At 68.3% G+C, this 22196-nt stretch carries 24 protein-coding genes and 3 tRNA genes; 14 read left to right on the forward strand and 13 right to left on the reverse strand.

Going from position 1 to position 22196, the window contains the following annotated elements; translation table 11 throughout:
* Positions 1 to 57: 57 nt before the first annotated feature.
* From nusG to ACFWMR_RS24185, 3 genes are all read right to left on the reverse strand, one after another.
* Positions 58 to 915, reverse strand: coding sequence for a transcription termination/antitermination protein NusG (gene nusG / locus ACFWMR_RS24175; RefSeq protein WP_093932022.1), 858 nt, complete (start codon positions 913 to 915; stop codon positions 58 to 60).
* 76 nt (positions 916 to 991) lie between these two features.
* Complete coding sequence (gene secE, locus ACFWMR_RS24180; protein ID WP_037332751.1) at positions 992 to 1444, reverse strand: preprotein translocase subunit SecE; 453 nt, start codon at positions 1442 to 1444, stop codon at positions 992 to 994.
* Between the two features lie 27 nt (positions 1445 to 1471).
* Positions 1472 to 1544: transfer RNA gene (locus ACFWMR_RS24185), tRNA-Trp, on the reverse strand.
* A 207-nt stretch (positions 1545 to 1751) separates the two neighbouring features.
* On the opposite strand from ACFWMR_RS24185, the gene ACFWMR_RS24190 reads away from it, so the two are divergent.
* The gene (locus ACFWMR_RS24190; RefSeq protein ID WP_378379991.1) at positions 1752 to 2981 is read left to right on the forward strand and encodes a pyridoxal phosphate-dependent aminotransferase; all 1230 of its coding nucleotides are present in this window, start codon (positions 1752 to 1754) and stop codon (positions 2979 to 2981) included.
* The gene (locus tag ACFWMR_RS24195) at positions 2978 to 3874 is read left to right on the forward strand and encodes a TIGR03619 family F420-dependent LLM class oxidoreductase (protein ID WP_378379992.1); all 897 of its coding nucleotides are present in this window, start codon (positions 2978 to 2980) and stop codon (positions 3872 to 3874) included. Before ACFWMR_RS24190 ends, ACFWMR_RS24195 begins: the two co-directional genes overlap by 4 nt.
* Positions 3875 to 3909: 35 nt before the next feature.
* On the opposite strand, the gene ACFWMR_RS24200 is transcribed toward ACFWMR_RS24195, so the two are convergent.
* Positions 3910 to 4125, reverse strand: a complete 216-nt coding sequence (locus tag ACFWMR_RS24200; protein ID WP_378379993.1) for a hypothetical protein — start codon at positions 4123 to 4125, stop codon at positions 3910 to 3912.
* A gap of 118 nt (positions 4126 to 4243) precedes the next feature.
* Between ACFWMR_RS24200 and ACFWMR_RS24205 the strand changes: the two genes are divergently transcribed.
* Entirely contained in the window at positions 4244 to 5176 is a 933-nt protein-coding gene (locus ACFWMR_RS24205; RefSeq protein ID WP_378380018.1) for an SGNH/GDSL hydrolase family protein, read from the forward strand.
* 314 nt (positions 5177 to 5490) lie between these two features.
* Here ACFWMR_RS24205 and ACFWMR_RS24210 read toward each other — a convergent pair whose 3' ends face one another.
* From ACFWMR_RS24210 to ACFWMR_RS24235, 6 genes are all read right to left on the reverse strand, one after another.
* Positions 5491 to 5895 carry a MaoC family dehydratase gene (locus tag ACFWMR_RS24210; protein ID WP_093932017.1) on the reverse strand — a complete coding sequence of 135 codons (405 nt, stop codon included), beginning with the start codon at positions 5893 to 5895 and terminating at the stop codon, positions 5491 to 5493.
* Entirely contained in the window at positions 5892 to 6341 is a 450-nt protein-coding gene (locus ACFWMR_RS24215) for a MaoC family dehydratase N-terminal domain-containing protein (protein ID WP_378379994.1), read from the reverse strand. Before ACFWMR_RS24215 ends, ACFWMR_RS24210 begins: the two co-directional genes overlap by 4 nt.
* Positions 6342 to 6442: 101 nt before the next feature.
* Positions 6443 to 6607: a 50S ribosomal protein L33 gene (gene rpmG, locus ACFWMR_RS24220; RefSeq protein ID WP_005152047.1), complete on the reverse strand. Its 165-nt coding sequence runs from the start codon at positions 6605 to 6607 to the stop codon at positions 6443 to 6445.
* A gap of 45 nt (positions 6608 to 6652) precedes the next feature.
* Positions 6653 to 6725 (reverse strand) — tRNA-Met (locus ACFWMR_RS24225).
* 49 nt (positions 6726 to 6774) lie between these two features.
* Positions 6775 to 6847: transfer RNA gene (locus ACFWMR_RS24230), tRNA-Thr, on the reverse strand.
* 79 nt (positions 6848 to 6926) lie between these two features.
* Positions 6927 to 9542 carry a putative bifunctional diguanylate cyclase/phosphodiesterase gene (locus ACFWMR_RS24235; RefSeq protein WP_378379995.1) on the reverse strand — a complete coding sequence of 872 codons (2616 nt, stop codon included), beginning with the start codon at positions 9540 to 9542 and terminating at the stop codon, positions 6927 to 6929.
* Positions 9543 to 9822: 280 nt separating this feature from the next.
* Between ACFWMR_RS24235 and ACFWMR_RS24240 the strand changes: the two genes are divergently transcribed.
* From ACFWMR_RS24240 to ACFWMR_RS24260, 5 genes are all read left to right on the forward strand, one after another.
* Positions 9823 to 10761 carry a GNAT family N-acetyltransferase gene (locus ACFWMR_RS24240; RefSeq protein ID WP_378274538.1) on the forward strand — a complete coding sequence of 313 codons (939 nt, stop codon included), beginning with the start codon at positions 9823 to 9825 and terminating at the stop codon, positions 10759 to 10761.
* Between the two features lie 38 nt (positions 10762 to 10799).
* Positions 10800 to 11648 (forward strand): SAM-dependent methyltransferase, encoded by an 849-nt coding sequence (locus ACFWMR_RS24245; protein WP_378379996.1) that lies wholly within the window; start codon positions 10800 to 10802, stop codon positions 11646 to 11648.
* 167 nt (positions 11649 to 11815) lie between these two features.
* Positions 11816 to 14218, forward strand: coding sequence for an endopeptidase La (gene lon / locus ACFWMR_RS24250; protein ID WP_378379997.1), 2403 nt, complete (start codon positions 11816 to 11818; stop codon positions 14216 to 14218).
* 395 nt (positions 14219 to 14613) lie between these two features.
* On the forward strand, positions 14614 to 15087 hold the full coding sequence (locus ACFWMR_RS24255; protein WP_378380019.1) for a helix-turn-helix domain-containing protein: 474 nt from the start codon (positions 14614 to 14616) through the stop codon (positions 15085 to 15087).
* The gene (locus ACFWMR_RS24260; protein WP_378379998.1) at positions 15084 to 16244 is read left to right on the forward strand and encodes an alkaline phosphatase PhoX; all 1161 of its coding nucleotides are present in this window, start codon (positions 15084 to 15086) and stop codon (positions 16242 to 16244) included. The genes ACFWMR_RS24255 and ACFWMR_RS24260 overlap by 4 nt, the downstream gene beginning before the upstream one ends.
* 43 nt (positions 16245 to 16287) lie before the next feature.
* On the opposite strand, the gene ACFWMR_RS24265 is transcribed toward ACFWMR_RS24260, so the two are convergent.
* Complete coding sequence (locus tag ACFWMR_RS24265) at positions 16288 to 16938, reverse strand: DedA family protein (protein ID WP_378274542.1); 651 nt, start codon at positions 16936 to 16938, stop codon at positions 16288 to 16290.
* A gap of 135 nt (positions 16939 to 17073) precedes the next feature.
* Here ACFWMR_RS24265 and ACFWMR_RS24270 point away from each other — a divergent pair, with 135 nt between their 5' ends.
* From ACFWMR_RS24270 to ACFWMR_RS24285, 4 genes are read left to right on the forward strand one after another with little or no spacing between them, the layout of a single operon-like run.
* Entirely contained in the window at positions 17074 to 18225 is a 1152-nt protein-coding gene (locus tag ACFWMR_RS24270; RefSeq protein WP_378379999.1) for a sensor histidine kinase, read from the forward strand.
* Complete coding sequence (locus ACFWMR_RS24275) at positions 18216 to 18860, forward strand: response regulator (protein WP_378380000.1); 645 nt, start codon at positions 18216 to 18218, stop codon at positions 18858 to 18860. Before ACFWMR_RS24270 ends, ACFWMR_RS24275 begins: the two co-directional genes overlap by 10 nt.
* Before the next feature lie 43 nt (positions 18861 to 18903).
* The gene (locus ACFWMR_RS24280; protein WP_093932005.1) at positions 18904 to 19194 is read left to right on the forward strand and encodes an ArsR/SmtB family transcription factor; all 291 of its coding nucleotides are present in this window, start codon (positions 18904 to 18906) and stop codon (positions 19192 to 19194) included.
* Positions 19191 to 19580 carry a VOC family protein gene (locus ACFWMR_RS24285; RefSeq protein WP_378380001.1) on the forward strand — a complete coding sequence of 130 codons (390 nt, stop codon included), beginning with the start codon at positions 19191 to 19193 and terminating at the stop codon, positions 19578 to 19580. The genes ACFWMR_RS24280 and ACFWMR_RS24285 overlap by 4 nt, the downstream gene beginning before the upstream one ends.
* Positions 19581 to 19632: 52 nt before the next feature.
* Here the strand turns inward: ACFWMR_RS24285 and ACFWMR_RS24290 are convergent, their stop codons facing one another.
* Positions 19633 to 20013, reverse strand: a complete 381-nt coding sequence (locus ACFWMR_RS24290; RefSeq protein ID WP_378380002.1) for a VOC family protein — start codon at positions 20011 to 20013, stop codon at positions 19633 to 19635.
* A gap of 47 nt (positions 20014 to 20060) precedes the next feature.
* Positions 20061 to 20204, reverse strand: coding sequence for a hypothetical protein (locus tag ACFWMR_RS24295; protein ID WP_378380003.1), 144 nt, complete (start codon positions 20202 to 20204; stop codon positions 20061 to 20063).
* Positions 20205 to 20301: 97 nt separating this feature from the next.
* On the opposite strand from ACFWMR_RS24295, the gene ACFWMR_RS24300 reads away from it, so the two are divergent.
* Together ACFWMR_RS24300 and ACFWMR_RS24305 are read left to right on the forward strand one after the other, a co-directional pair.
* The gene (locus ACFWMR_RS24300; protein ID WP_093932002.1) at positions 20302 to 20940 is read left to right on the forward strand and encodes a TetR/AcrR family transcriptional regulator; all 639 of its coding nucleotides are present in this window, start codon (positions 20302 to 20304) and stop codon (positions 20938 to 20940) included.
* A 41-nt stretch (positions 20941 to 20981) separates the two neighbouring features.
* Entirely contained in the window at positions 20982 to 22190 is a 1209-nt protein-coding gene (locus tag ACFWMR_RS24305) for a DUF4241 domain-containing protein (protein ID WP_378380004.1), read from the forward strand.
* Positions 22191 to 22196: the final 6 nt, after the last annotated feature.

The raw sequence follows: 22196 nt of genomic DNA on the forward strand, positions 1-22196 counted from the left end.
ACTTGAGTCCCCCGCACACCTGCCAGTACGCGGGGACTGCCGGCCGTCTGGCGGCCGTCAGATCTTGGAGACCTGGTTGAACGACAGCTCGACCGGGGTCTCCCGGCCGAAGATCGACACCAGGACCTTCAGCTTCTGTCCGTCCACGTTGACCTCGGAGATCGTCGCGGGCAGCGTCGCGAACGGGCCGTCCATGACGGTGACCGACTCGCCGATCTCGAAGTCCACCTCGACCGCGGGGGCGCCCAGCTGGGACTCCGCGGAAGCGGCCTCGCCCTTGCCGGGCTTGGCGGGGGCGGCCGTCTCGACCTTGGGCGCGAGGAACTTGAGCACCTCGTCCACGGTCAGCGGCGACGGACGCGACGTGGCGCCGACGAACCCGGTGACACCCGGCGTGTTGCGCACCGCGCTCCACGAGGCGTCGTTCAGGTCCATCCGGACCAGGATGTAGCCGGGCAGCACCTTGCGCTGCACCTGCTTGCGCTGGCCGTTCTTGATCTCGGTGACCTCTTCGGTCGGGACCTCGATCTGGAAGATGTAGTCCTCGACGTCCAGCGTCTGGGTCCGGGTCTCGAGGTTGGTCTTCACCTTGTTCTCGTAACCCGCGTACGAGTGCACGACGTACCACTCACCGGGAGCGGCGTTGAGTTCCGCGCGCAGCTTCGCGACCGGATCGACGTTCTCGTCGGCCTCGGCCTCGACGGGCTCGGCGTCGTCGGCTGCGGTGTCGTCGGTCTCGACGGACGCCTCGTCGGCCTCCGCGACATCTCCGGCTTCGTCGACCTCGTCGCCTGCGGCGGGCACCTCGACGGAGTCCAGGTGCTCGGACTGCTCGTCGCCGAGTGCCGCGTGCACCTGCTCGTCGGAAAGCTCGGTCAGCTCATGACCGGCTGCTGTGCCGTTGTCGGAGGTCACGTTCCGTCCTCTCAGTTGATCGGTTGCCGTGGCGCAGGCCACCGTGCGGTGCGCTCAAGCACCGCGACCGGCTGCCTCAGCTGCCGAAGACGGCACCGACGACCTCTTTGAAGGCCAGGTCGAGGCCGCTCACCAGCGCCACCATGAACACCACGAAGACCAGCACCACCGCGGTGTAGGTGACCATCTGCTTGCGGTTCGGCCAGATGACCTTGCGCAGCTCGGCCCAGACCTCGCGGATGAAGCGCATCAGCCGGGCGAAGATCGACGCCTGCTTCGGCTTGCGGTCGCGCTTCGGGGTCGCCGTGCCCTTGGCGTCCTTGGACTTCTCGGTCTTGTCCCCGGCCTTCGCCTTGCCGGCGGGGCGGGTCTTGTCGTCCGACTTGGCGTCGGCCTTACCGGACGGGCGCGCGGACGCACGGCGCTCACGCCGGGCAGCGGCGGTCACCGGGCGGGACTGCTCGTCGGGCTTCTGCCCGGCGTCGTCCTGCGCCTTCTCACCGCTGGCGTCGCTGTCGCTCACGACCACTCCTCCGCCTTCACCAGTTCGCTTACGCAGGGGTGACAGGACTTGAACCTGCAACCTGCGGTTTTGGAGACCGCTGCTCTGCCAATTGAGCTACACCCCTTTGGAGCTCCGATGGTCTGGAGCTCCCGAGGACGCATTCCATCGTCCCCACCGCCGTGGCGGGGATGACCGTAGTGCGTTCCGAGACCAGAAGTCTACGGCAACCCCCGAACAGCTTCGCAACCGCGCCCCCTCAAAGCGGCGCGGAGCAGCCTTCCGCGGGGAAACTCCCCCACGGCCGACCCCATGATCGTGCCACGATGTGGCCATGAGCGCTCCCGCACCCTCGCCTTCGGCCGCCACCCGCGTCTCGGCCCGGATCGGCGGCATCACGCCGTCGGCCACGCTGGCCGTCGACGCGAAGGCCCGGGAGCTCAAGGCGCAGGGCCGTCCGGTGATCGGCTTCGGCGCCGGTCAGCCCGATTTCCCCACCCCGGACAACGTGCTCGAAGCCGCCGAAGCGGCCGTCCGGGACAAGGTGAACCACGGCTACACCGCCGCGGGCGGGCTGCCGGAGCTGCGCGAAGCGATCGCGGCGAAGACAGTCCGCGATTCCGGCTTCGAGGTCGACCCCGGCCGTGTCCTGGTGACCAACGGCGGCAAGCAGGCGGTCTACTCGGCGTTCGCGACGCTGCTCGACCCGGGCGACGAGGTGCTGCTGCCCGCGCCGTACTGGACGACCTACCCGGAGTCGATCGCCCTCGCCGGCGGCGTCGGAGTGCAGGTCACGGCCGACGAGACGACGGGCTACCTGGTCACCGTCGAGCAGCTCGAAGCCGCCAGGACGCCGCGCACGAAGGTGCTGCTGTTCGTCTCGCCGTCGAACCCGACGGGCGCGGTGTACCCACGCGAGCAGGTCGAGGCCATCGGGCGCTGGGCGCACGAGAACGGCCTCTGGGTCATCACCGACGAGATCTACGAGCACCTGGTCTACGACGGCACCGAAGCGCCTTCGATGCCTGTCCTGGTCCCGGAGCTCGCCGACCGGACGATCGTCCTCAACGGGGTCGCGAAGACGTACTCGATGACCGGCTGGCGGGTGGGCTGGATGCTCGGCCCGCAGGACGTGATCAAGGCGGCGACGGCGTACCAGTCGCACTTGTGCGGCAACGTTTCGAACGTCGCGCAGCGGGCCGCGCTGGCGGCGGTGAGCGGTCCGCTCGACGCCGTCCACGCGATGCGCGACGCCTTCGACACCCGGCGCAAAACGGCGCTCTCCCTGCTTTCCGAGATCCCGGGAGTGGAAACTCCGGTGCCGCTCGGCGCTTTTTACGTCTACCCGGCGGTCAAAGCTTTGCTGGGCAAGGAGATTCGCGGGGAGCGACCGGCCGATACGGTGGCGCTGGCCGATCTGATCCTGCGCGAGGCCGAGGTCGCCGTGGTACCCGGCGAGGCGTTCGGGACACCCGGGTATTTCCGGATCTCCTACGCGCTGAACGAAAACGATCTCGCCGAGGGGATCACCAGGATGGGCCGTCTGCTCGCGGAAGCGCGGTGACCACGATGCGCCTGGGGATCACCCTTCCGCAGTACGGTCCCCTCGCGTCGCTGGACGCCGTCACCGGTTTCGCCACGGCGGCCGAAGAACTCGGGTACGAGTCCTTGTGGGTCGGGGATCGGGTGCTGGCCCCGGTCTCACCGTCGGACTTCTATCCCGGCGGCACCCCGGAACGGCCGTACCCACCGGAATTCGTCACCTTCGGCGATCCGCTGATCCTGCTGACGGCGGCCGCGAGCGTCACGAAGAAGGTCCGGCTCGGCACCAGCACGCTCACCGGAACGGTGTATCCGGCCGTGGTGCTCGCGCGGATGCTCACTTCACTGGATCAGGTGAGTGGGGGCCGTCTGGACGTCGGCTTGGGCACCGGCTGGCTACGCGACGAGTACACCGCGACGGGCACGCCCTGGAAGGGTCGCGGCGGGCAGCTGGAGGAACTTCTGGAAATCCTACGAAAGTTCTGGACAGAGGGTCCTTTCGAGCACGAGGGCGAACGCTGGCGGATCCCGGCGTCGAAGGTGGGACTGCGGCCGGCCCAGAGCCCGCATCCGCCGGTGTTGCTGGGTGGGCTGTCGGTGACGGCGCTGGAGCGCGTCGGCCGCCGCGCGGACGGCTGGCTGCCCGCGGGACTGCCCGCGCCGTATCTGGCGAAGCTGTGGGAGACCGTGGCGAACGCGGCCGAGGATGCGGGCCGCGACCCCGGCACGCTGCGGCGGGTGCTGCGGATCAACCCGAAACCCGGCTCGGATCTCAAGGACGTCGCGGCGCAGCTGGAGGCCGCCGCCGAAACCGGGATCAGCGAGGCCTTCGTCGACCCGCACTACCTCGCGCGGGACGTCGCCCATGCCCTCGATCTGGCCGCTGAGCTGCGCGATCTCGTCCCGAAGGCCTGAAGGCCCCTCCCCGGACGGGGAAGGGCCTCCAGCGGTCAGGATTCGCCGTCGGCGAGCTGGACGAGTGCGTGGGCCTTCGCGGCGTACTTCCAGTTGCCGAGGTCCCGAATGGTCTTGATCTTGAGCTCGGCGAGGAGTTCGTCGTGCTTCTTGGTCAGGCCCTCGAGCGCGGACGGCGGAGCGTCCAGCAGCTCGTTGATGCCTTTGTCCTCCCACGCCTTGTCGACCAGCTTGTTCAAGTTCAGGCTCACGTCTTTCGCCTTTCCTCGGTGCCAGGTACGCGCCTCACCCTGAACGTGATCCACGTCTCAGGCAACCGGTGATCACCCGTTCACGCGTAGTTCACCGACGGTCGGACCGATGACAAGAGTGACCCGGGTCGCGTACAACGAACGGGTGACGCAGCGGAGAACTGGCGGCGGCTGCCTCTTCCTGGTGATCGTGCTGTCCGTCCTGGGGATCGCTTACCACCTTTGGGAGCGAGGGACGTCGGTGACACCGGCCGGGGTGACGACTTCGGAGGGCACGGGCCGGTACGTGGCACTGGGTGACTCCTATACGGCCTCGCCGGGCACCGGACGGGCCGTGGGCTCACCGGTGGGCTGCGACCGTTCGGACAACAACTACCCGAGCCTGCTCGCCGCGAAGCTGCGTCCGGCGGAGTTCGTCGATGTCAGCTGTGGTGGCGCGACGACCGAGCATCTCACCGGCGAGCAGAAGACCCGGGACGGCACGAACGCTCCGCAGCTCGACGCGATCAACGGGGACACGACGCTGGTGACCGTCGGGATCGGTGGCAACGACGCGGGCCTCGCCGACCTCGCGGGCCAGTGCGCGACGCAGCAGCAGACCGCTTCGCCCTGCAAGACCCAGCTGACCGCGGGCGGACGCGACCAGCTGGCCGAGCGGATCGCCGCCGCGGCGGACCGGCTCGGCGGGATCCTGGACCAGATCCGCTCGAAGGCGCCTGAAGCGCGCATCGTGGTCGTGGGGTACCCGACGGTGCTTCCGGACGACAACGCCGGCTGCTGGCCGGTCCTGCCGGTCGGCGAGGGGGACGTGGCCTACTTCCGCGACTCGCTGAAGCGGCTGAACACCACGCTTCAGGACACGGCCAAGGAGCACAAAGCGGGCTTCGCCGACATGTCGACCGCGAGCAAGGGGCGGGACATGTGCAGCGCCGCGAACCGGCGATGGGTGGAGGGCCCGGCGCCCTCGGTCCCCGCCGCACCGCTGCACCCGAACGCGCGGGGCGAGGAAGGGATGGCGGAGGTCATCGGGAAGCTGCTGAAGGTCGCGTAGGGCGCGAAGCGGCGTGTCGGGTCGCGGCTTGGGGTTGCGGCGGTATCCCCAGCGAGGGGTGTGTGGAAATAGGGACACTGAACGTCTCTATCTCCACACACCTGTCCATCCAGCCCGCGTGACTGGACCGGCCGGGCGCACTGTGTGGATTTCTGGTCATCTGACGCACCAAAATCCACACAGTCGGCTTCGCGAGCCGACCCGGGTTCTCCGCACCCTCGCCGACCTGCGAAAAGAGAGCAAGGGACCTTTGCTATCACCTATCTCAACGTTGAGAGAGGCGATAGCAAGGGTCCCTTGCTATCGCTTTGGGGTCAGGCGCGGACGACCGCTTGCGCCTTTCCGAGGACCGCCTTGCCCTCGAACTTGGCGGTGATGTCCACCCGCGCGGTGCCGTCGTCGTTGACCACGGCGACCTTCCCGGTGAACTCGATCGTCGCGGCGCCGTCGTTCGGCACGACCACGGGGCGCGTGAAGCGCGCGAAATAGTCGACGAGGCGGCCCGGGTCGCCGAGCCAGTCCGTGACGAGCCGCGACCCCAGCGCCATGGTCAGCATGCCGTGCGCGATGACGTCCGGAAGGCCGACCTCCTTGGCGAAGGCCTCGTTCCAGTGGATGGGGTTGAAGTCCAGCGAAGCCCCGGCGTAGCGCACCAGCTGGTCCCTGGTGATCTCGACGGTCAGCGGAGCCAGTTCTTCCCCGGCGGTGAACGTGCTCACGCGCCCTCCCCTCGAACCACGAGCTGCGCGTACGTGGTGGCGATCAGGCCGCCGTCGGCGCCGGAGATCTCGGCGCGCAGGTTGATGAAGTCGTTCCCGGCGCGGGTCATGATGTTGTCGATGTACGTGGTGAGCGACAGGACGTCGCCCGCGTGCACCGGCCGCATGTAGGTGAACCGCTGGTCGCCGTGGACCATCCGCGAATAGTCGAGACCCAGCTCCGGGTCGGAGACGATCGCGTTGATCGAGGCGAGGTTGATGATCGTGAGGAACGTCGGCGGCGCGATGACGTCGGGGTAGCCGGCCGCCTTCGCCGCTTCGGTGTCGCGGTAGAGCGGGTTCGTGTCGCCGAGCGCGTCGGCGAACTCCCGGATCTTCTCGCGACTCACTTCATAGGTACTGGTCGGCGGGTACGCCCGCCCGGTGAACGACTGGTCCAAGGCCACCCGAGCAGGCTACCGAACCCGGAAAAGACCCGAAGCCGCCCTGGTGACCAGGACGGCTTCGGGTGAGACAGGTAGAACCGCGCTTGGAGAACGCTGAACGCTCAGCGGGTCTCTTTGTGAGTCCGGTGCGTACCGCAGTTCGGGCAGAACTTCTTCATCTCCAGGCGATCCGGGTTGTTGCGCCGGTTCTTCTTGGTGATGTAGTTGCGGTGCTTGCACTCCTCACACGCGAGCGTGATCTTCGGTCGCACGTCAGTGGCAGCCACAGCATTTCCTTCTCTACTAGGCCTGGGATACCCAGGATTACCGCGTAGCGGTGGCCGGACTTGAACCGGCGACACAGCGATTATGAGCCGCTTGCTCTGCCAGCTGAGCTACACCGCCTTACATGAACCTGGCCGCGACACGCTTGCGTGACGCGGCTGAGGTCGCGAGCCCCTTTACGGAATCGAACCGTAGACCTTTTCCTTACCATGGAAACGCTCTGCCGACTGAGCTAAAGGGGCCTTGCCTCTCGCGAGGACTTGGAAAGATTAGCAAGTCCTCGGCGACGCCTGAAACAGGGGGGTACGTTACCGCAAAACCTCAGGTCAGCAGGGTCAAGACGGTCTCGGAGTGTCGACCCGGCGAACGCGCCGTGCGCGCCTGGAGCCACGCCTCCAGGCGGTCCTCCGGCAGCGGCCGCGAGATGAGGTAGCCCTGAGCCACGTCACAGCCCATCGCTTCGAGCTGATCCCGCGCGACGTCTTCCTCGACCCCCTCCGCCACGACCGTGAGGCCGAGCGAGTGGCCCAGTTCGACGATGGACCGCACGACGGCGAGGTCGCCGAGGTCCGTGCCCATCCCGAGGACGAAGCTCTTGTCGATCTTGACCTGGTCGACCGGGAGCTGCCGCAGGTAGGCCAGCGACGAGTAGCCGGTGCCGAAGTCGTCGACGGCGAGCACGATGCCCAGCGAGTGCAGCTCCCGCAGGATCGGCAGCGCCTTCTGCGGGTCGGACATCACACCGGATTCGGTCAGCTCGAAGGTGAGCAGTTCCGGCGGGATGCCGAAGCGGTCGAGTTCGCGCGCGACCTTCGTCGGGAAGTCCTCGTCGGCCAGGTTGCGCACCGACAGGTTCACCGCCGCCGAGATGCGCAGGCCTTCGTCGAGCCACTTCCGGACGCGCTTCAACGACTCTTCGAGCACGAAGGACGTCAGGACGCCGATGAGGCCGGCGGCTTCGATCGCCGGGACGAACTCGTCCGGCCCGAGCCTGCCGAACTCCGGATGCACCCAGCGCACGAGCGCCTCGACACCCTGGATCTGCCGGTTCGGCAAGGTGATCTTCGGCTGGTAGTGGACGCTCAGCTGGCCTTCTTCCAGCGACTGCCGGAACTGCGTGACCATCTGGAACCGGCGCATGAAGATCTGGCCCATGCTGGCCATGTAGCCGCGGACCTCTTCGCCGCCCTTGGTCGCCCGGACGGCGACGTCGGCGCGTTGCAGGAGCCCGTCGACGTCGACCTGCTCGTCGTCCTCCGCCGACGACGTGGCGAAACCGATCATCGCGTTGGCTTCGACGGAGAGCCGGTCCACCGGGTACGGGGCGACGAGCTCCGCGCGAAGCAGTTCCGCGGCGGCCTGGGCGCGCTCCGGCGCGCAGCCGACGAGAAGCGCCGCGAAGGACGCGCCTTCGAGCCTGGCGAGCGGGACGTCGGGGCCGAGCGCGTCGCGGATCCGCCGTCCGGCCGCGATGACCATCCGGTCGGCCCACACGTACCCGAGGGCGTCGCTGACGGTGGAGAAGACGTCCAGGTCGACCCTCAGCACGACCGCGTCGACCTGTTCTCGCAGCGGTTCCTTGGCCACCTGGCGGAAGCCCGGCCGGTTGAGCAGGCCGGTCAGCGGGTCGTGGTAGGCGTCGTGGCGCAGGGTCGCGAGCAGGCGCCGGTTGTCCAGCGACGTCGCGAGATGGCTGGCCATGGTGCCGAGCAGCTGGATGTCGTACTTGCCGAAACCACGCCAGCGGGACAGCCTGTCGTGCGCTTCGACGACGCCGAGGAGCTGGTTCGCGCTCCGCAGCGGGACGACCAGCGCCTCCTGTGCGCCGCGGTCGAGCAAGGCGGAGCGGACGTCGGGATTGGCTTCGGTGATCCGGAAATGCCGGACGTGCGCGCCGGGCAGACGCAGCAGCGGGTCGTCGGCGGCCGGGTCGACGGGCGGCAGTTCGTCACCCGCGACGACCATCCGCATGGTGTCCTTGGGTTCCAGTCGCAGCCTGAGCACGACACGGCCGGCCGCGAGCTGGTCTTTGACGCGTTCGGCGATGGTCGCCCACTCGCGGACGTCCACACCGCCGACGAGTTCGTCGGCGCGCCCGGCGGGTCGCGCGGCGGCCTGCTGGCCGGATCGCGCGACCATCAGGCTGACGTCGGACAGGGCTTCCATGTCGCGCTGCTCGCGGAGCAGGTCGGAGTACGCCCAGTACAACGCGGTGAGCCCGAGGAACACGGCCAGCACGAGCGGCCAGGCCTTCGGCGTACCGGAAATGACCAAATAACCGGAAAGACCGACCGAGGCGTTGACGAAGCCGACGACGAGGATGCGGCCGGTCAGCCGGATCGCGGTGCTGACCCGCATGCGGCGGCGCAGCACGCGGACGGCGGCGAGCGCGAGCAGCGTACTGACCAGCGGCGCGGTCAAAGTGCCTGCCAGCGCGGCGATCCAGGTCATGTCGTGGGCGCCGGAGGCCTGTTTCACCAGTCCCGCCACGGCGAACGCGCCGGTGATCTCCAGCAGGAAGGCGCCGGCGTTGTAGAGGACCCGGCCCGCGACCTTGCGCGCCAGCAGGGTTCCGATGCCCGCCGCGAGATGCGCGGCGAGGACGACTTCGAAGGGAGCGACGAAGAATCCGATGACCAGCGGGATCTCGGTGAACGAGATCGTCCACGAGATGCCGCTGCGGACGTCGACGTTGATCCCGAGCTGTTCGGCGAGCAGGAACGCGAGCGCGAGGATCGGCCCGATCCAGAGCAGATCGTCCGAGGCCTCGAAGTCCAGCCACAGGCTGACCGCGGCCGCGGCGGCGATGCCCATGGTGAGTACCGCGAAGGTGTAGACGCGGAACCGTCGCTCGTCGGTACGAGCCTCCGTAACGGCGCCTCCCTTGCCCGCCGCCGTCTGTGCGGCGCTCGCGGGCCTGCCGTTCGTGTCCGGCATCCGACCTTCCTTCCCGGCTGCCCAACCGGTCCTGTCCTACCGCGACCTCGGGGACGAGGGCAATACAGTACCCCGGAGGGCGTACCCAAGTCCCATTCGAGACAGTATGAGATCACCCCAGGGTTAACAATGGGCGCGTCGCGCTGACCTGCGTGGACCAAGGGGTGAAATGGGAGCGATATTCGCGTTCCCGCCGACTACCGGAAGTCACCTGGCGCCACGGTCGAGCCAATCTCGTGAAGTTCCCGTCGGACCCGTCAGTAGGGGCTTGAATAGTCCTATGAATAGCCACGCCATCGCCGCCGGGCACGCCGAGCGGCTCGCCACCGTGGACGCCCTGCTCCCCGAAATGCCTGCACTGGAGCCTGTCGAGGGCTCCGTGTCACTCTCCGCGACAGCGGGCGACTCGGCCGCCGCCGGAATGTCGGTACGAACCGAAGCGGGCCCCGATTCTGTTGACTCTCCGTGGCGGGCGCTCGTCGAACATCGGCTCGAAGCCCGGCTCACCGGACCTCGCCCGGAAGCGGCCCTCGACGCATTACTCACCCGATGGGATGAACATCTGAAGGCGGTCGCCCCACCCGGTGATGTCGAAACGGCGGCGACCGTGGTGCGGCCCAGCCGGGATTCGCCCGGCTCGGCCGAATTGCTGCGCCGCGGATTCGCTCCGGTGCTGGTGATCGCGGTCCGCCCGGCCGACCGGCTCGCCGTGACGGGGCCGCCCGCCACTCCCGGAGTGCACATCCGGCCCGCCGAAGCGGATGATCTGGAAACCGCCGTCGGACTCGAGCTGGAATTGCAGCGTTATGACGCGCAGTTCGGTTCTGTCACTTTGCGCGAGGGCGCGGAGGAAGCGATCACCGCGGACCTGTCGAAAGAGCTCAAGCGGGAAAACCCGACGTTGTGGATCGCCGAGCTGTACGGGCGCCCGCTGGGCATGGTGCGGGTGCAGTTCCCCGGCGAGACGTCGTGGATCGGCGGCCGGGTCGCGGCCGAGAAGGTCGGGTACCTGTCGTCGCTGGCGGTGGCCGAACCGGCGCGGTCGAGCGGCGTGGGGTCGGCGCTCGCCGCGCACGCGCACCAGATCTTCGACGAATGCGGGACCGAAGCCGTGCTGCTGCACCACGCGCTGGCCAATCCGCGGTCGACGCCGTTCTGGTACGCGCAGGGCTATCGGCCGCTCTGGACCTACTGGCAGCGGCGGCCGGCGGTGTACTGATCCCGATAGGCTCTTTTCCAGGAGAGCAGGGGGTTTCTGTGACCAGTGACGATGACGCGGCCCCGGTGGCGCCGACCGGGGTCGACACCGAAAAGCCGTCCGCGGCGAGGATCTACGACTGGTTTCTCGGCGGGACCCACAACTGGGCCGTGGACCGTGAGTTCGCCCGGCGGCTGGAGCGGCAGTGGCGGTGGGTGAAGCCGGGCGCGCAGCACAACCGCGAGTTCATGAACCGCGTCGTGCGCGCGGCACTCGAAGCCGGGATCCGGCAGTTCGTCGATCTGGGTTCCGGCGTCCCGACAGCCGGGAACGTGCACGAGATCGTCCGGGAAGAGCTGGAGCCGGGCGATGAGGCGAAGGTCGTGTACGTCGACTACGAGCCGGTGGCGGTCGCGCACGCGGAGCTGATCCTCGAACGGCACGAGGCGACCGACTGGGCCGGGATCGTCCAGGCCGACATGCGGCGGCCGAAAGACGTCCTGCGGCATCCGGAGACGCGGCGGTTGATCGATTTCGAGCAGCCCGTCTGCCTGATGATGATGGCCGTCCTGCATTTCGCCGGTCCGCACGACGATCCGCCCGCGCTGGTCGCGACCTACCGGAACGCGCTGGCGCCGGGCAGCTGGCTGGGGCTTTCGCATATGAGCTTCGGCGGCCAGACCGGTCCGGACGCGGACGGGCTCGGCTGGATGGTCGAGCAGTACCGGAAGACGAGCAACCCGGTGTGGATGCGGGACCGCGAAGAGATCGAGCCACTCTTCGGGGAGTGGCCGCTGATGGAGCCCGGGCTCGTCCATCTGCCCGAGTGGCGGCCGACGCGGGAGCTGCGGCGGGACGAGGAAGGCGCCCGGCCGTTCGCCTGGTGCGGTGTCGCCACCCACCCCTGACATCCGATGTCTAGGCCCATCGCGTCGCGTTTAGCCCGCTAAACGCGACGCGTTGGGGCGCGGAGGTCCGAGGGGTGGGTGATCGCTGACGGCGAACGCGAGAAGGAAACAAACGGGTCGATCGGAGAGTTGAGCTAGGCAGACTCAACTAACCGAGGAGTGCACAGATGACCGACAACCGCCTCCTGCCCGTCCTCCCGCTCGATGACGACGTCGTGCTGCCGGGCATGATCGTCCCGCTCGACCTCGCCGACACGGAGACGCGCGCCGCGGTGGAGTCCGCCCAGGCCAACACGCCTGCCCAGGCTTCTTTCCCGGGGATCCGGTCCGGCGCCGCCACCAAGGCCGAGGTGCTGATCGTCCCCCGCGTCCACGGCGAGTACGCCGAGCTCGGCACCATCGCCACCGTCGAGCGCATCGGGCGCGTGCCCGGCGGCAAGACCGCGGTGCTGCTGCGCGGCACCCGCCGCGCCGTCGTCGGCCGCATCGCCGACGGTCCCGGCGCCGCCCGCTGGGTCCACGCCGAGGTCGCCACCGAGACCACCGACGACAACTCCGCGAAGCTCGCGTCCGAGTACAAGAGCGTCGTCCTCGCGATCCTCCAGCAGCGCGGCGGCTGGCAGATGATCGACGCCGTCCAGGAGGTCGAGGATCCGTCCGCGCTCGCCGACCTCGCGGGCAACTCGTCGTACCTGAACACCGAGCAGAAGCTCGAACTGCTCTCCGCGCTCGACGTTTCGACACGGCTCGAAAAGGCCCTCGAATGGAGCCGCGAGCAGCTGGCCGAGCTCGAGGTCACCGACACGATCCGCAAGGACGTCCAGGAGGGCATGGAGAAGCAGCAGAAGGAGTTCCTGCTGCGCCGCCAGCTCGAAGCGATCCGCAAGGAGCTGGGCGAACTCGACGGCACCGCCAACGACGACGACTACCGTGCCCGCGTCGAGGCCGCGGAACTGCCGGACGCGGTCAAGAAGGCCGCACTGTCCGAAGTGGACAAACTGGAGCGGACGTCGGACCAGTCCCCCGAGGGCGGCTGGATCCGCACGTGGCTGGACACCGTCCTCGAACTGCCGTGGAACGAGCGCACCACCGACGTCCACGACATCGCGGCCGCGCGCGACATCCTCGACGCCGATCACGCCGGTCTCGACGACGTGAAGGAACGCATCATCGAGTACCTGGCTGTCCGCAAGCGCCGCGCCGAATCGGGTCTGGGCCCGGTCGGCGGACGCCGTTCGGGCGCGGTGCTCGCGCTCGCCGGCCCTCCCGGGGTCGGCAAGACCTCGCTCGGCGAGTCCGTGGCGAAGGCGATGGGGCGCAAGTTCGTCCGCGTCGCGCTCGGCGGCATCCGCGACGAGGCCGAGATCCGCGGGCACCGCCGCACCTACGTCGGCGCGCTGCCCGGCCGGATCGTCCGCGCCATCAAGGAAGCGGGTTCGATGAACCCGGTCGTGCTGCTCGACGAGATCGACAAGGTCGGCGCCGACTACCGGGGCGACCCGACGGCCGCGCTGCTGGAGGTGCTGGACCCGGAGCAGAACCATACGTTCCGCGACCACTACCTCGAGGTCGAGCTGGACCTGTCCGACGTCGTGTTCCTCGCGACGGCGAACGCGCTCGAAACCATCCCGGGCCCGCTGCTGGACCGGATGGAGCTGGTCACCCTCGACGGCTACACCGAGCACGAGAAGGTCACCATCGCCCGCGACCACCTGCTCCCCCGCGAGCTGGACCGGGCGGGCCTCGGCAAGGACGACGTCACGCTGACCGACGGCGCGTTCAGCCGGATCGCCGCCGAGTACACGCGGGAAGCCGGTGTGCGCAACGCGAACCGGACCATCGCGAAGGTGCTGCGGAAGGTGGCGACCAAGGTCGCGCTCGACGAGGTCGAGCTGCCGCTGACGATCGACGCCGACGGGCTCGAGACCTACCTCGGCCGCCCGCGGCACCTGCCGGAGTCCTCGCTGCCCGCGTCGACCCAGCGCACGTCGACGCCGGGGGTGGCGACCGGTCTCGCGGTGACCGGCGCCGGCGGTGACGTCCTCTACATCGAGGCGTCGCTGGCGGATCCGGAATCCGGCTCGACCGGACTGGCCCTGACCGGTCAGCTGGGCGACGTGATGAAGGAGTCGGTGCAGATCGCGTTGTCGTACCTGCGCTCGCACGGCGCGGAGCTGGAACTCCCGGTCGGCGACCTGAAGGACCGCGGCATCCACGTGCACGTCCCCGCGGGCGCGGTGCCCAAGGACGGGCCGAGCGCCGGCATCACGATGACGACCGCGCTGGCATCCCTGCTTTCGGGCCGGGTCGTGAAATCGGACGTCGCGATGACCGGTGAGGTGTCGCTGACCGGCCGCGTGCTGCCGATCGGCGGGGTCAAGCAGAAGCTGCTGGCCGCGCACCGGGCCGGGATGAAGACGGTGATCATCCCGCAGCGCAACGAGCCGGACCTCGACGACGTCCCGGCCGAAGTGCTGGCACAGCTGGATGTCCACGCCGTGGCGAACGTCCGCGAAGTGCTGGACCTCGCGCTGGCCCCGGCGACGGCTCCGGTCGCCCAAGCGGCGTAACGGCGCGAGACCGAAGGCCCCGGATCCGTCCAGGATCCGGGGCCTTCGTCGTACGAACCCGGACGATCCCGGACATTAAACCTCCTTAAACTCACTATCACGATTTGATAACGTACATTCCGTGCCATCCATCCGGAGGCCGCCACTGAGCCTTGAGAGGGCAAGGTCATGAGTCACGGAATCCTGCCGCCTCGGCGGCCGAGGCGAAGCTGCGTTTCGGCCGGTCAGATCGTTTGCCTGAGCATTCTCACCGTATTGACCACGGCGCTGACCTTCGCCGGTACGAGTGCGCCGATCGCGGCGGGGATCGCGATCACCCTGTTCGGTGCCGTCGTCCGCCCGGTGCCCGCCCGGGCACGCCGATGAACATTTCCCTCACCACGGAATCGGACTTCATGGCGCGGCTGCGCGAACTCCGCGACCGGAGCGGCCTCAGCATCCGCGCGCTGGCCGCCGCGACCGGTCAGTCCCGAAGCACCTTGGCCGATTCCTTGGCCCGGAACACTTTGCCCGGCAACGAAAACCAGATGCGTGTCCTGTTGCGAGCCCTGCTCCGGGCCGTTCCCGGCGAACCGGGACTCGACGAGTATCTCGCCGATTGGCGTCACCTGATCGGACGTCGTCACCACCGTGATGGCGGCTGCGCTCCGGTCGACCGGATACTCCTCGCCCTGGAAATCGCCGAACAACGAGGTGGAGCCGAAGCACCGGGCCTTCGCAAGGCGAAGGAAATAGTGCTGGGCGAGGCTTCCCTACGAAAGTTCTCCCCTCCCGGTGAATACGCCGCGAATTCACCTGGAAGTCCCGTTTCGCCCGTACTCTCCGATCCGCTCCTTCCCGCACCACCACATCAGCGGAGGCACGAGTGAAGCGACGGAATTTCCTGCGCGCGGCCGTGGTCGGCGCCGGCGTCACGGCGTTCGGAAACAGGCTCTCGGGGGCCGCGCTGGCGGCGCCCGCGCAGAACGGACCCAGCCCGTACGGCGCGCTCCAGGCCGCTGACGCGAACGGGATCCAGCTGCCCGCGGGATTCACCAGCCGCGTCATCGCACGATCCGGCCAGAAGGTCGCGAGCACCGGTTACACCTGGCACAGCGCGCCGGACGGCGGCGCGGTGTTCGCCGACGGCAGCGGCTGGATCTACGTGTCGAACTCGGAGATCACGCCCGGCGGCGGAGCGAGCGCGGTCAAATTCGACGCGAGCGGGAACATCACCGGTGCCCACCGGGTCCTGGCGAACACCCGCCAGAACTGCGCGGGCGGCAAGACTCCTTGGAACACCTGGCTTTCCTGCGAGGAGATCGATCTCGGCTTCGTCTACGAATGCCAGCCGAACGGGCCCGCCTCGGCCGCCGTCCAGCGGCCCGCGATGGGGAAGTTCAAGCACGAGGCCGCGGCGGCCGACCCGGTGCGCAAGGTCGTCTACCTGACCGAGGACACCACGGACGGCTGTCTCTACCGCTTCGTCCCGGCGACCTGGGGTGACCTTTCCGCCGGGACGCTGCAGGTGCTGAAGGCGGGCACGGCGACGTCGGGCAGCTTCACCTGGGCGAACGTGCCCGACCCCGACGGCTCCCCCACCGCCACGCGCAACCAGGTGTCCGGCGCGAAGCGGTTCAACGGCGGCGAAGGGCTGCACTACGCCAACGACACCGCGTGGTTCACCACGAAGGGCGACAATCGCGTCTGGCAGCTCAACCTGGCGAACAGCACCTACGAACTGGCCTACGACGACTCGCTGGTCAGCCCCGGCTCGGCACCGCTGACCGGCGTCGACAACGTCACCGGGACCTCCTCGGGTGACCTGTACGTCGCCGAAGACGGCGGCAACATGGAGATCTGCGTCATCACGCCGAACGACATCGTGGCGCCCTTCCTGCGGATCACCGGCCAGAGCTCGTCGGAGATCTGCGGTCCCGCGTTCACCCCGGCGGGGAACCGGCTGTACTTCTCGTCGCAACGCGGCACCTCCGGTTCGTCGTCCGGCGGGATCACCTATGAGGTGACCGGCCCGTTCCGGTCCTGACACGACCGTGTGGGGCGCCTGCTCCCGGCGCCCCACACGGGGCTCAGGCGTCGGTGCGGTTCTTCTCACGAAGCCGGTTCACGACGAAGAGCACGACCGCGATCGCGACGGCGGCGATCACGAAGTACTGGAAGAACCCGGCGTACTCCTCGACCAGGTGCCAGCTCTCCCCGAGGGCGTACCCGGCCAGGACGAACACCGTGTTCCAGATCAGGCTGCCCAGCGTGGTCAGGGCCAGGAACCGCCAGAACGGCATCCGCTCGATCCCGGCGGGCAGGGAGATGAGGCTACGGAAGATCGGCACCATCCGGCCGAAGAACACCGCCTTCGTGCCGTGCTTCTGGAACCAGGCCTCGGTTTTGTCGAAGTCGGACGCCTTGACCAGCGGGATCTTCGCCATCCAGCGGCGCGTGCGGTCGCGGCCCAGCAGCAGGCCGAGGTAGTAGACGATGATCGCGCCCGCGACCGACCCGAAGGTCGTCCACACCAGCGCTTCCACCAGGGTGAACGTGCCCTGACTGGCGGAGAACCCGGCGAGCGGGAGCACGAGCTCGCTCGGGATCGGCGGGAACAGGTTGTCCAGTCCGACGATGATCGCGGCTCCCGGACCACCCAGCGCGTCCATCAGTGACACCGCCCAGCCGGCGAGGCCGCCCATCGGTTCGCTGGCGGCTTGGGCGAGGAGGAGGTTCATGGCGGCCTTTCGTGGTCGTCTGCGGATATCAACGAACGTACGAATTGCCCGGGTTCCGCACCCTGGGGTGAAGCGGCAGAGATCACTGCGGAAAACCGCAGTACCGATCTTCGGGTACCCCGCTAACCTGGCGTTATGCCTGTTCCGGCAGCGACGCGCCGCTACCTGCGCAAAGCGCTCCGCGGCACGCTGGGCCTGGCCATCGGCGCCATGACCGCGTTCGCGGAGTTCTTCTACGTGCTCTTCGGCGGCCTCGCGCTCACGATCCCCGCGCTGCGGGAGCCTGTCTTCGCCGGTGCCCACGTGCTGTCCGAAGTGGAGCGCCAACGACTGGAGAAGTACTTCGGCGATCGGAACACCATCCTCTACGACGAGCGCCGCGCGATGGTCTACCTGATCCCGCGCTGCGTCGTCGGACTGCTCAGCGCCGGGATCTTCGTGATGATCCTGCTGGGCACCGGCTCCGGCGTGATCATCACCTATCAGCTGTTCAACGGTCAGTCTCCCGGAGGTGGAGCGCCCGCCGACTGGTACGACCCCATCACCACCGCGCTTTTCGGCGCACTGCTCATCTTTCTTTCTCTGCAAGGACTTCTGGGTGCGGCGACACTGGACCGCAAGCTGGCACGACGCTTTTTCGGCCCCAGCAAACAGGAAAAGCTGCGCCGCCGGGTCTCCGCACTCGCGACCAGCCGGGCCGAGGTGGTCGAAGCGGTCAACGGCGAGCGCCGCCGGATCGAACGGGACCTGCACGACGGCGTCCAGCAGCGGCTGGTCGCGCTCGGGATGCTGCTCGGCCGGGCGCGGCGCACCGGCGATCCGGACCACGCGTCGGACCTGCTCCGGCAGGCGCACGAGGAATCCCAGCGCGCTCTCGAAGACCTGCGCGAGGTTTCGTGGCGGGTGTACCCGATCGCGTTGGACTCGGACGGGCTGCACCCCGCGCTGGAGGCGCTCGCGGAACGTTCCGGCGTGCCGGTCCACCTGCGGGTCGACCTGCCGGAACGGCCACCGGCGGCCATCGAGACCGTCGTCTACTTCGTCGCCTCCGAGGCGGTCACCAATACGATCAAGCACGCCGCGGCGTCGCGGATCGACATCGAGGCCGAGCGGGACGAGGTCGGAGTGCGGGTGCGGATCACCGACGACGGTGTGGGCGGGGCGCTGGCGTCCGGTGGCGGCCTCTCCGGCCTCGCGCGGCGCGTCGCGGCGGCGGACGGCCGGTTCATCGTGAGGAGTCCGCCCGGCGGTCCGACCGTGGTGACGGCGGTGCTGCCGTGCGGCTGATCCTCGCCGAGGACTCGACCCTGCTGCGCGAAGGTCTTGTCCGGCTGCTGATCGAAGAGGGACACGACGTCGTGGCGTCGGTCGGCGACGGCGGCGCACTCGTCTCGACGACGGCCGCGTACCAGCCGGACGTGGTCGTCACCGACGTCCGCATGCCGCCGACCCACACCGACGAAGGCCTGCGCGCGGCGCTCGAGATCCGGAAACGCTGGCCGGGGATCGGCGTCCTGGTGCTCTCGCAGTACGTCGAGAAGCGCTACGCCGCCGAGCTGATCACCGGCGACGGCGAACGCGTCGGCTATCTGCTCAAGGACCGGGTCGCCCAGGTGGGCGAATTCCTGGACGCGCTCGACAGGGTCGCGGCGGGCGGGGCGGCGTTCGATCCGGAGGTGGTCCGGCGGCTGCTGGCCCGGACGACGCACACCGATCCGCTCGCGAAGCTGACCGCCCGCGAACGCGAGGTGCTGGAGAAAATGGCACAGGGCCACACGAATTCCGGGATCGCCGAGTCGCTGTTCGTGTCGCTGAGCGCGGTCGAGAAGCACGTGAACGCCATCTTCGACAAGCTCGGACTGGCCAGCACGGCCGGTTACAGCCGCCGAGTCCTGGCGATCCTGCGCTACCTCGGCTCCTGACCTCGGCTTGACAGGCAAGTGACGACTTGCCTATAACGGGGTCGTGGACGGCGACCTGTTCAAGGCGATCGGCGACGCGACGCGGCGCATCATCCTGGACGAGCTGACCGAAAAGGACGGTCAGACCCTGTTCGAGATCTGCGGCAGGCTGACCATGAAGCACGGCCTGGCGTCTTCGCGGCAGGCCATCTCGCAGCATCTCGCGATGCTCGAACAGGCGGGCCTGGTGCACACCCGGCGACAGGGCCGCTACAAGTTCCACCACATCGACACGAGTCCGCTGCGGTCGATCGTCGAGCGGTGGCCCATCGACCGAGAGGAACCGAACCCGTGATCCGGATCAACATCACCAGCGTCTTCGTCGACGACCAGGCCAAGGCGCTGGCCTTCTACACCGAAAAGCTGGGGTTCACCAAGAAGACCGACGTGCCCACCGGCGACGCCCGCTGGCTCACCGTGGTCTCCCCCGACAACCCCGACGGTGTCGAACTCCTGCTGGAGCCGGACGGGCATCCCGCGGCGAAGCCGTTCAAGAAGGCCCTGGCCGACGACGGGATCCCGTTCACCCAGTTCGCCGTCGACGACGTGTACGCCGAGGTCGAGCGCCTCAAGGGACTGGGCGTCGAGTTCACCCAGGACGCCGTCGACATGGGCCCCGTGGTCACCGCGGTCTTCGACGACACCTGCGGCAACCTGATCCAGCTCGCCGCGATGAAGTAGCCGAAAAGCGGGGTCCGGTCCACTGTGGACTGAGCCCCGCTTCGACGTTTCCTTACTGCTGCACCCATTCCACGAGTTCCACGGGCACGCCGTTCGGGTCGGTGACCATGAAGAGGCGTTCTCCCCACGGCTCTTCCCGCAGCGGCAGCGTGATCTCGACACCTTCCTCGCGCAGGCGCTTTTCCTCGACTTCGAGATTCTCGACCGTGAAGGCCACGATCACGCCGGACGCGCGCACCTGTCGCAGGTTCTCCGGCAGGACCTCGATCCCCGCCTGGAGCAGGACGATGGCCACCTTCGCGGTCTCGTGCCCGAGGGAGACGAAACCCTCCGCGGCCATCTGCTCGGTGAAACCGAAGTGCTCGGTGAAGAAGCGGCTGGAAGCGGCGACGTCGTCGACGGTCAGCGAAACGGTGGAGGCAAGGACGTTCATGGGCTATCCCCTTCGGTCGGCGGTGAGTTCTGGGACGAGCTGATCGGTCAGTACGACCGGCGGCGCGGGACACCGGTCGAGCGGCGCACCGGCGTCGAGCGGCCGGGGAACGGCTGCTGATGGCGGCGGTCGTTCCGGCGGGCCTGAGCGCGGTTGGTGCCTTCGTTGCCTTGGGGGATTCGAGCGGTCAAGGAGCCTCTTCTCTCGCTGTTTGGTAGTACGGACGTAAGTTTACATCCGACCTACGGTAAGTCAAGGATATTTTTACGACGGTGGTAAACTTCGCTCATGACCAGCACGGATGTGGGCTTACGGGAGCTCAAGAAGCAGGAGACACGGCAGCTGATCTCCGACAAGGCGACTCTCCTCTTCATCGAGAAGGGCTTCGAGGAGACGACGATCGCCGAGATCGCGACGGCGGCGAGGGTCGCAAAGAAGACAGTCACCAACTACTTCGCACGCAAAGAAGACCTGGCGCTGGATCAGCACGAGGAGTTCACGAACGGGCTGGCCAACGCCGTTCGCGATCGGGAGCCGGGCGAGTCGGCGCTGGCCGCGCTCCGGCGCGTCTTCCTGGCCGCGGTCGCCGAGCACTCGCCTGTGATCGGCTTCACCGGGCAGGTTTTCGCGAAAATGGTGCTGGAGAGCCCGACGTTGACCGCGCGGCTGCGTGAACTGCACGAACTGCGGGAAGAAGCGCTCGCCACGCTGCTCGCGGCCGAGACCGGAGCCGACGCGGACGACGTCACCCCGGTCATGGCGGCCGCCGAACTCAACGCGATCGACCGCGTCCTCTTCCGCGAGGTCCTGCGGCGGTCTCACGCCGGCGAGAGCAACGACGAGATAGCCGAAGCGCTGACGAAGGCGACGCAGCGCGCTTTCGAACTGCTGGAGCCCGCCTTCGGCGACTACGCGATCCGCGTGTAACTCCTAGTGTTCTGTCGGTGGCGCCCGCTAGGGTCCGCTGCATGTCTGAGGGGACTTCGTTCGAAGTCATCTGTTGTGAGGGCTGGGATCCGGCCGCCCGTGTTCTGGTCGGCAGGCTCGCACCCGGTACGGCCCGGGAACGCGACGCCGCTGGTGAGCAGTACGCCGTCGCGCTGGTTCGTCCCGGCACCGAGTCGCCGTCGGTGCTGCTCGAAATCGCGTGGCAGCACCATTTCGCGCGCTGCTGGCACGTCGACGAGCAGGGCAGGCGACGCGCTTCGTTCGAGTACCGCTTGCTCGAAGACGGCAGCTTGTTCCTCGTACGCGTCGAGCAGTGGACCTACAAAACCCCGGACCAGGAGGAATTCGACAAACAGACCGCCGGCCGCGTGGAGATGTCCTTCGGCCCCGAAGGCGAAGGCTGGATGCACCAGGCGCCCGACGGCTACGCGGGCGGCTCCAGCAGCGGCCGCGCGCACAAGCCGGTGTCCGAGCTGACCACGCCGAAGCCCGCCTTCGGTGAGTGGGAGTCTCTCGCGAACTCGGGGCCGCTGACGCTGCGGACGCCGGAGGCTTCCGAAACCGATCCACCGCTTCCTCTCGAAGCGCGTCCCTGGCGCCCGTCGGTTCCGTTGCGGCCCAACGGCATGGTGGAGATGTTCACCGCGGGCACGCGTTTCGCGTTGCGCAGCGGTCTCGTGGAGGTCGAGCTTCAGGACGCCGGGAGGCTCCGCATGTCCAGCGGCAGGCTCGTCGCCTCGGATCCGGCCTTCCTGGACGCGGACTCCGACCACTTCACGGTCACGGTCCCGCCCGGGGAACACCGGGTCGAGCTCTCCGTGATCCGGTTCGTCGACGAACCCGCCCATGAGCGGGTCGCCGCCGCGAAACTCGTCGTCGCCGACGGACAGGTGGCCACCTGGGAAGTCGCGCTCTGGCCGGGTCAGAACGCGCTTTTCCTGGGCGACGGGGAGTTCTACGGCTACGGCGTGGACAGCGGGACAGGCTGTTTCGCCGACGCCGACGCCCTCCCCGAGGAGGTGGACGACGACCTCATGGAGAAGTTCGCCGAGGTGGATCCCCACGTCGACATCACCCCGGAGGGAGCCGACGGCAACATCATCGCGTTCGCCACCGGCTGGGGAGACGGGAGCTACCCGACCTGGATCGGCCGAGCCGCCGACGGCACCCTGGTCTGCTTCGTGACCGACATGCTGGTGCTCAACGGAGCGCAGGCGCTCACGGCATAGCCGAGG

The organism is Amycolatopsis thailandensis (genome assembly GCF_042723255.1).
Taxonomy (GTDB): domain Bacteria; phylum Actinomycetota; class Actinomycetes; order Mycobacteriales; family Pseudonocardiaceae; genus Amycolatopsis; species Amycolatopsis thailandensis.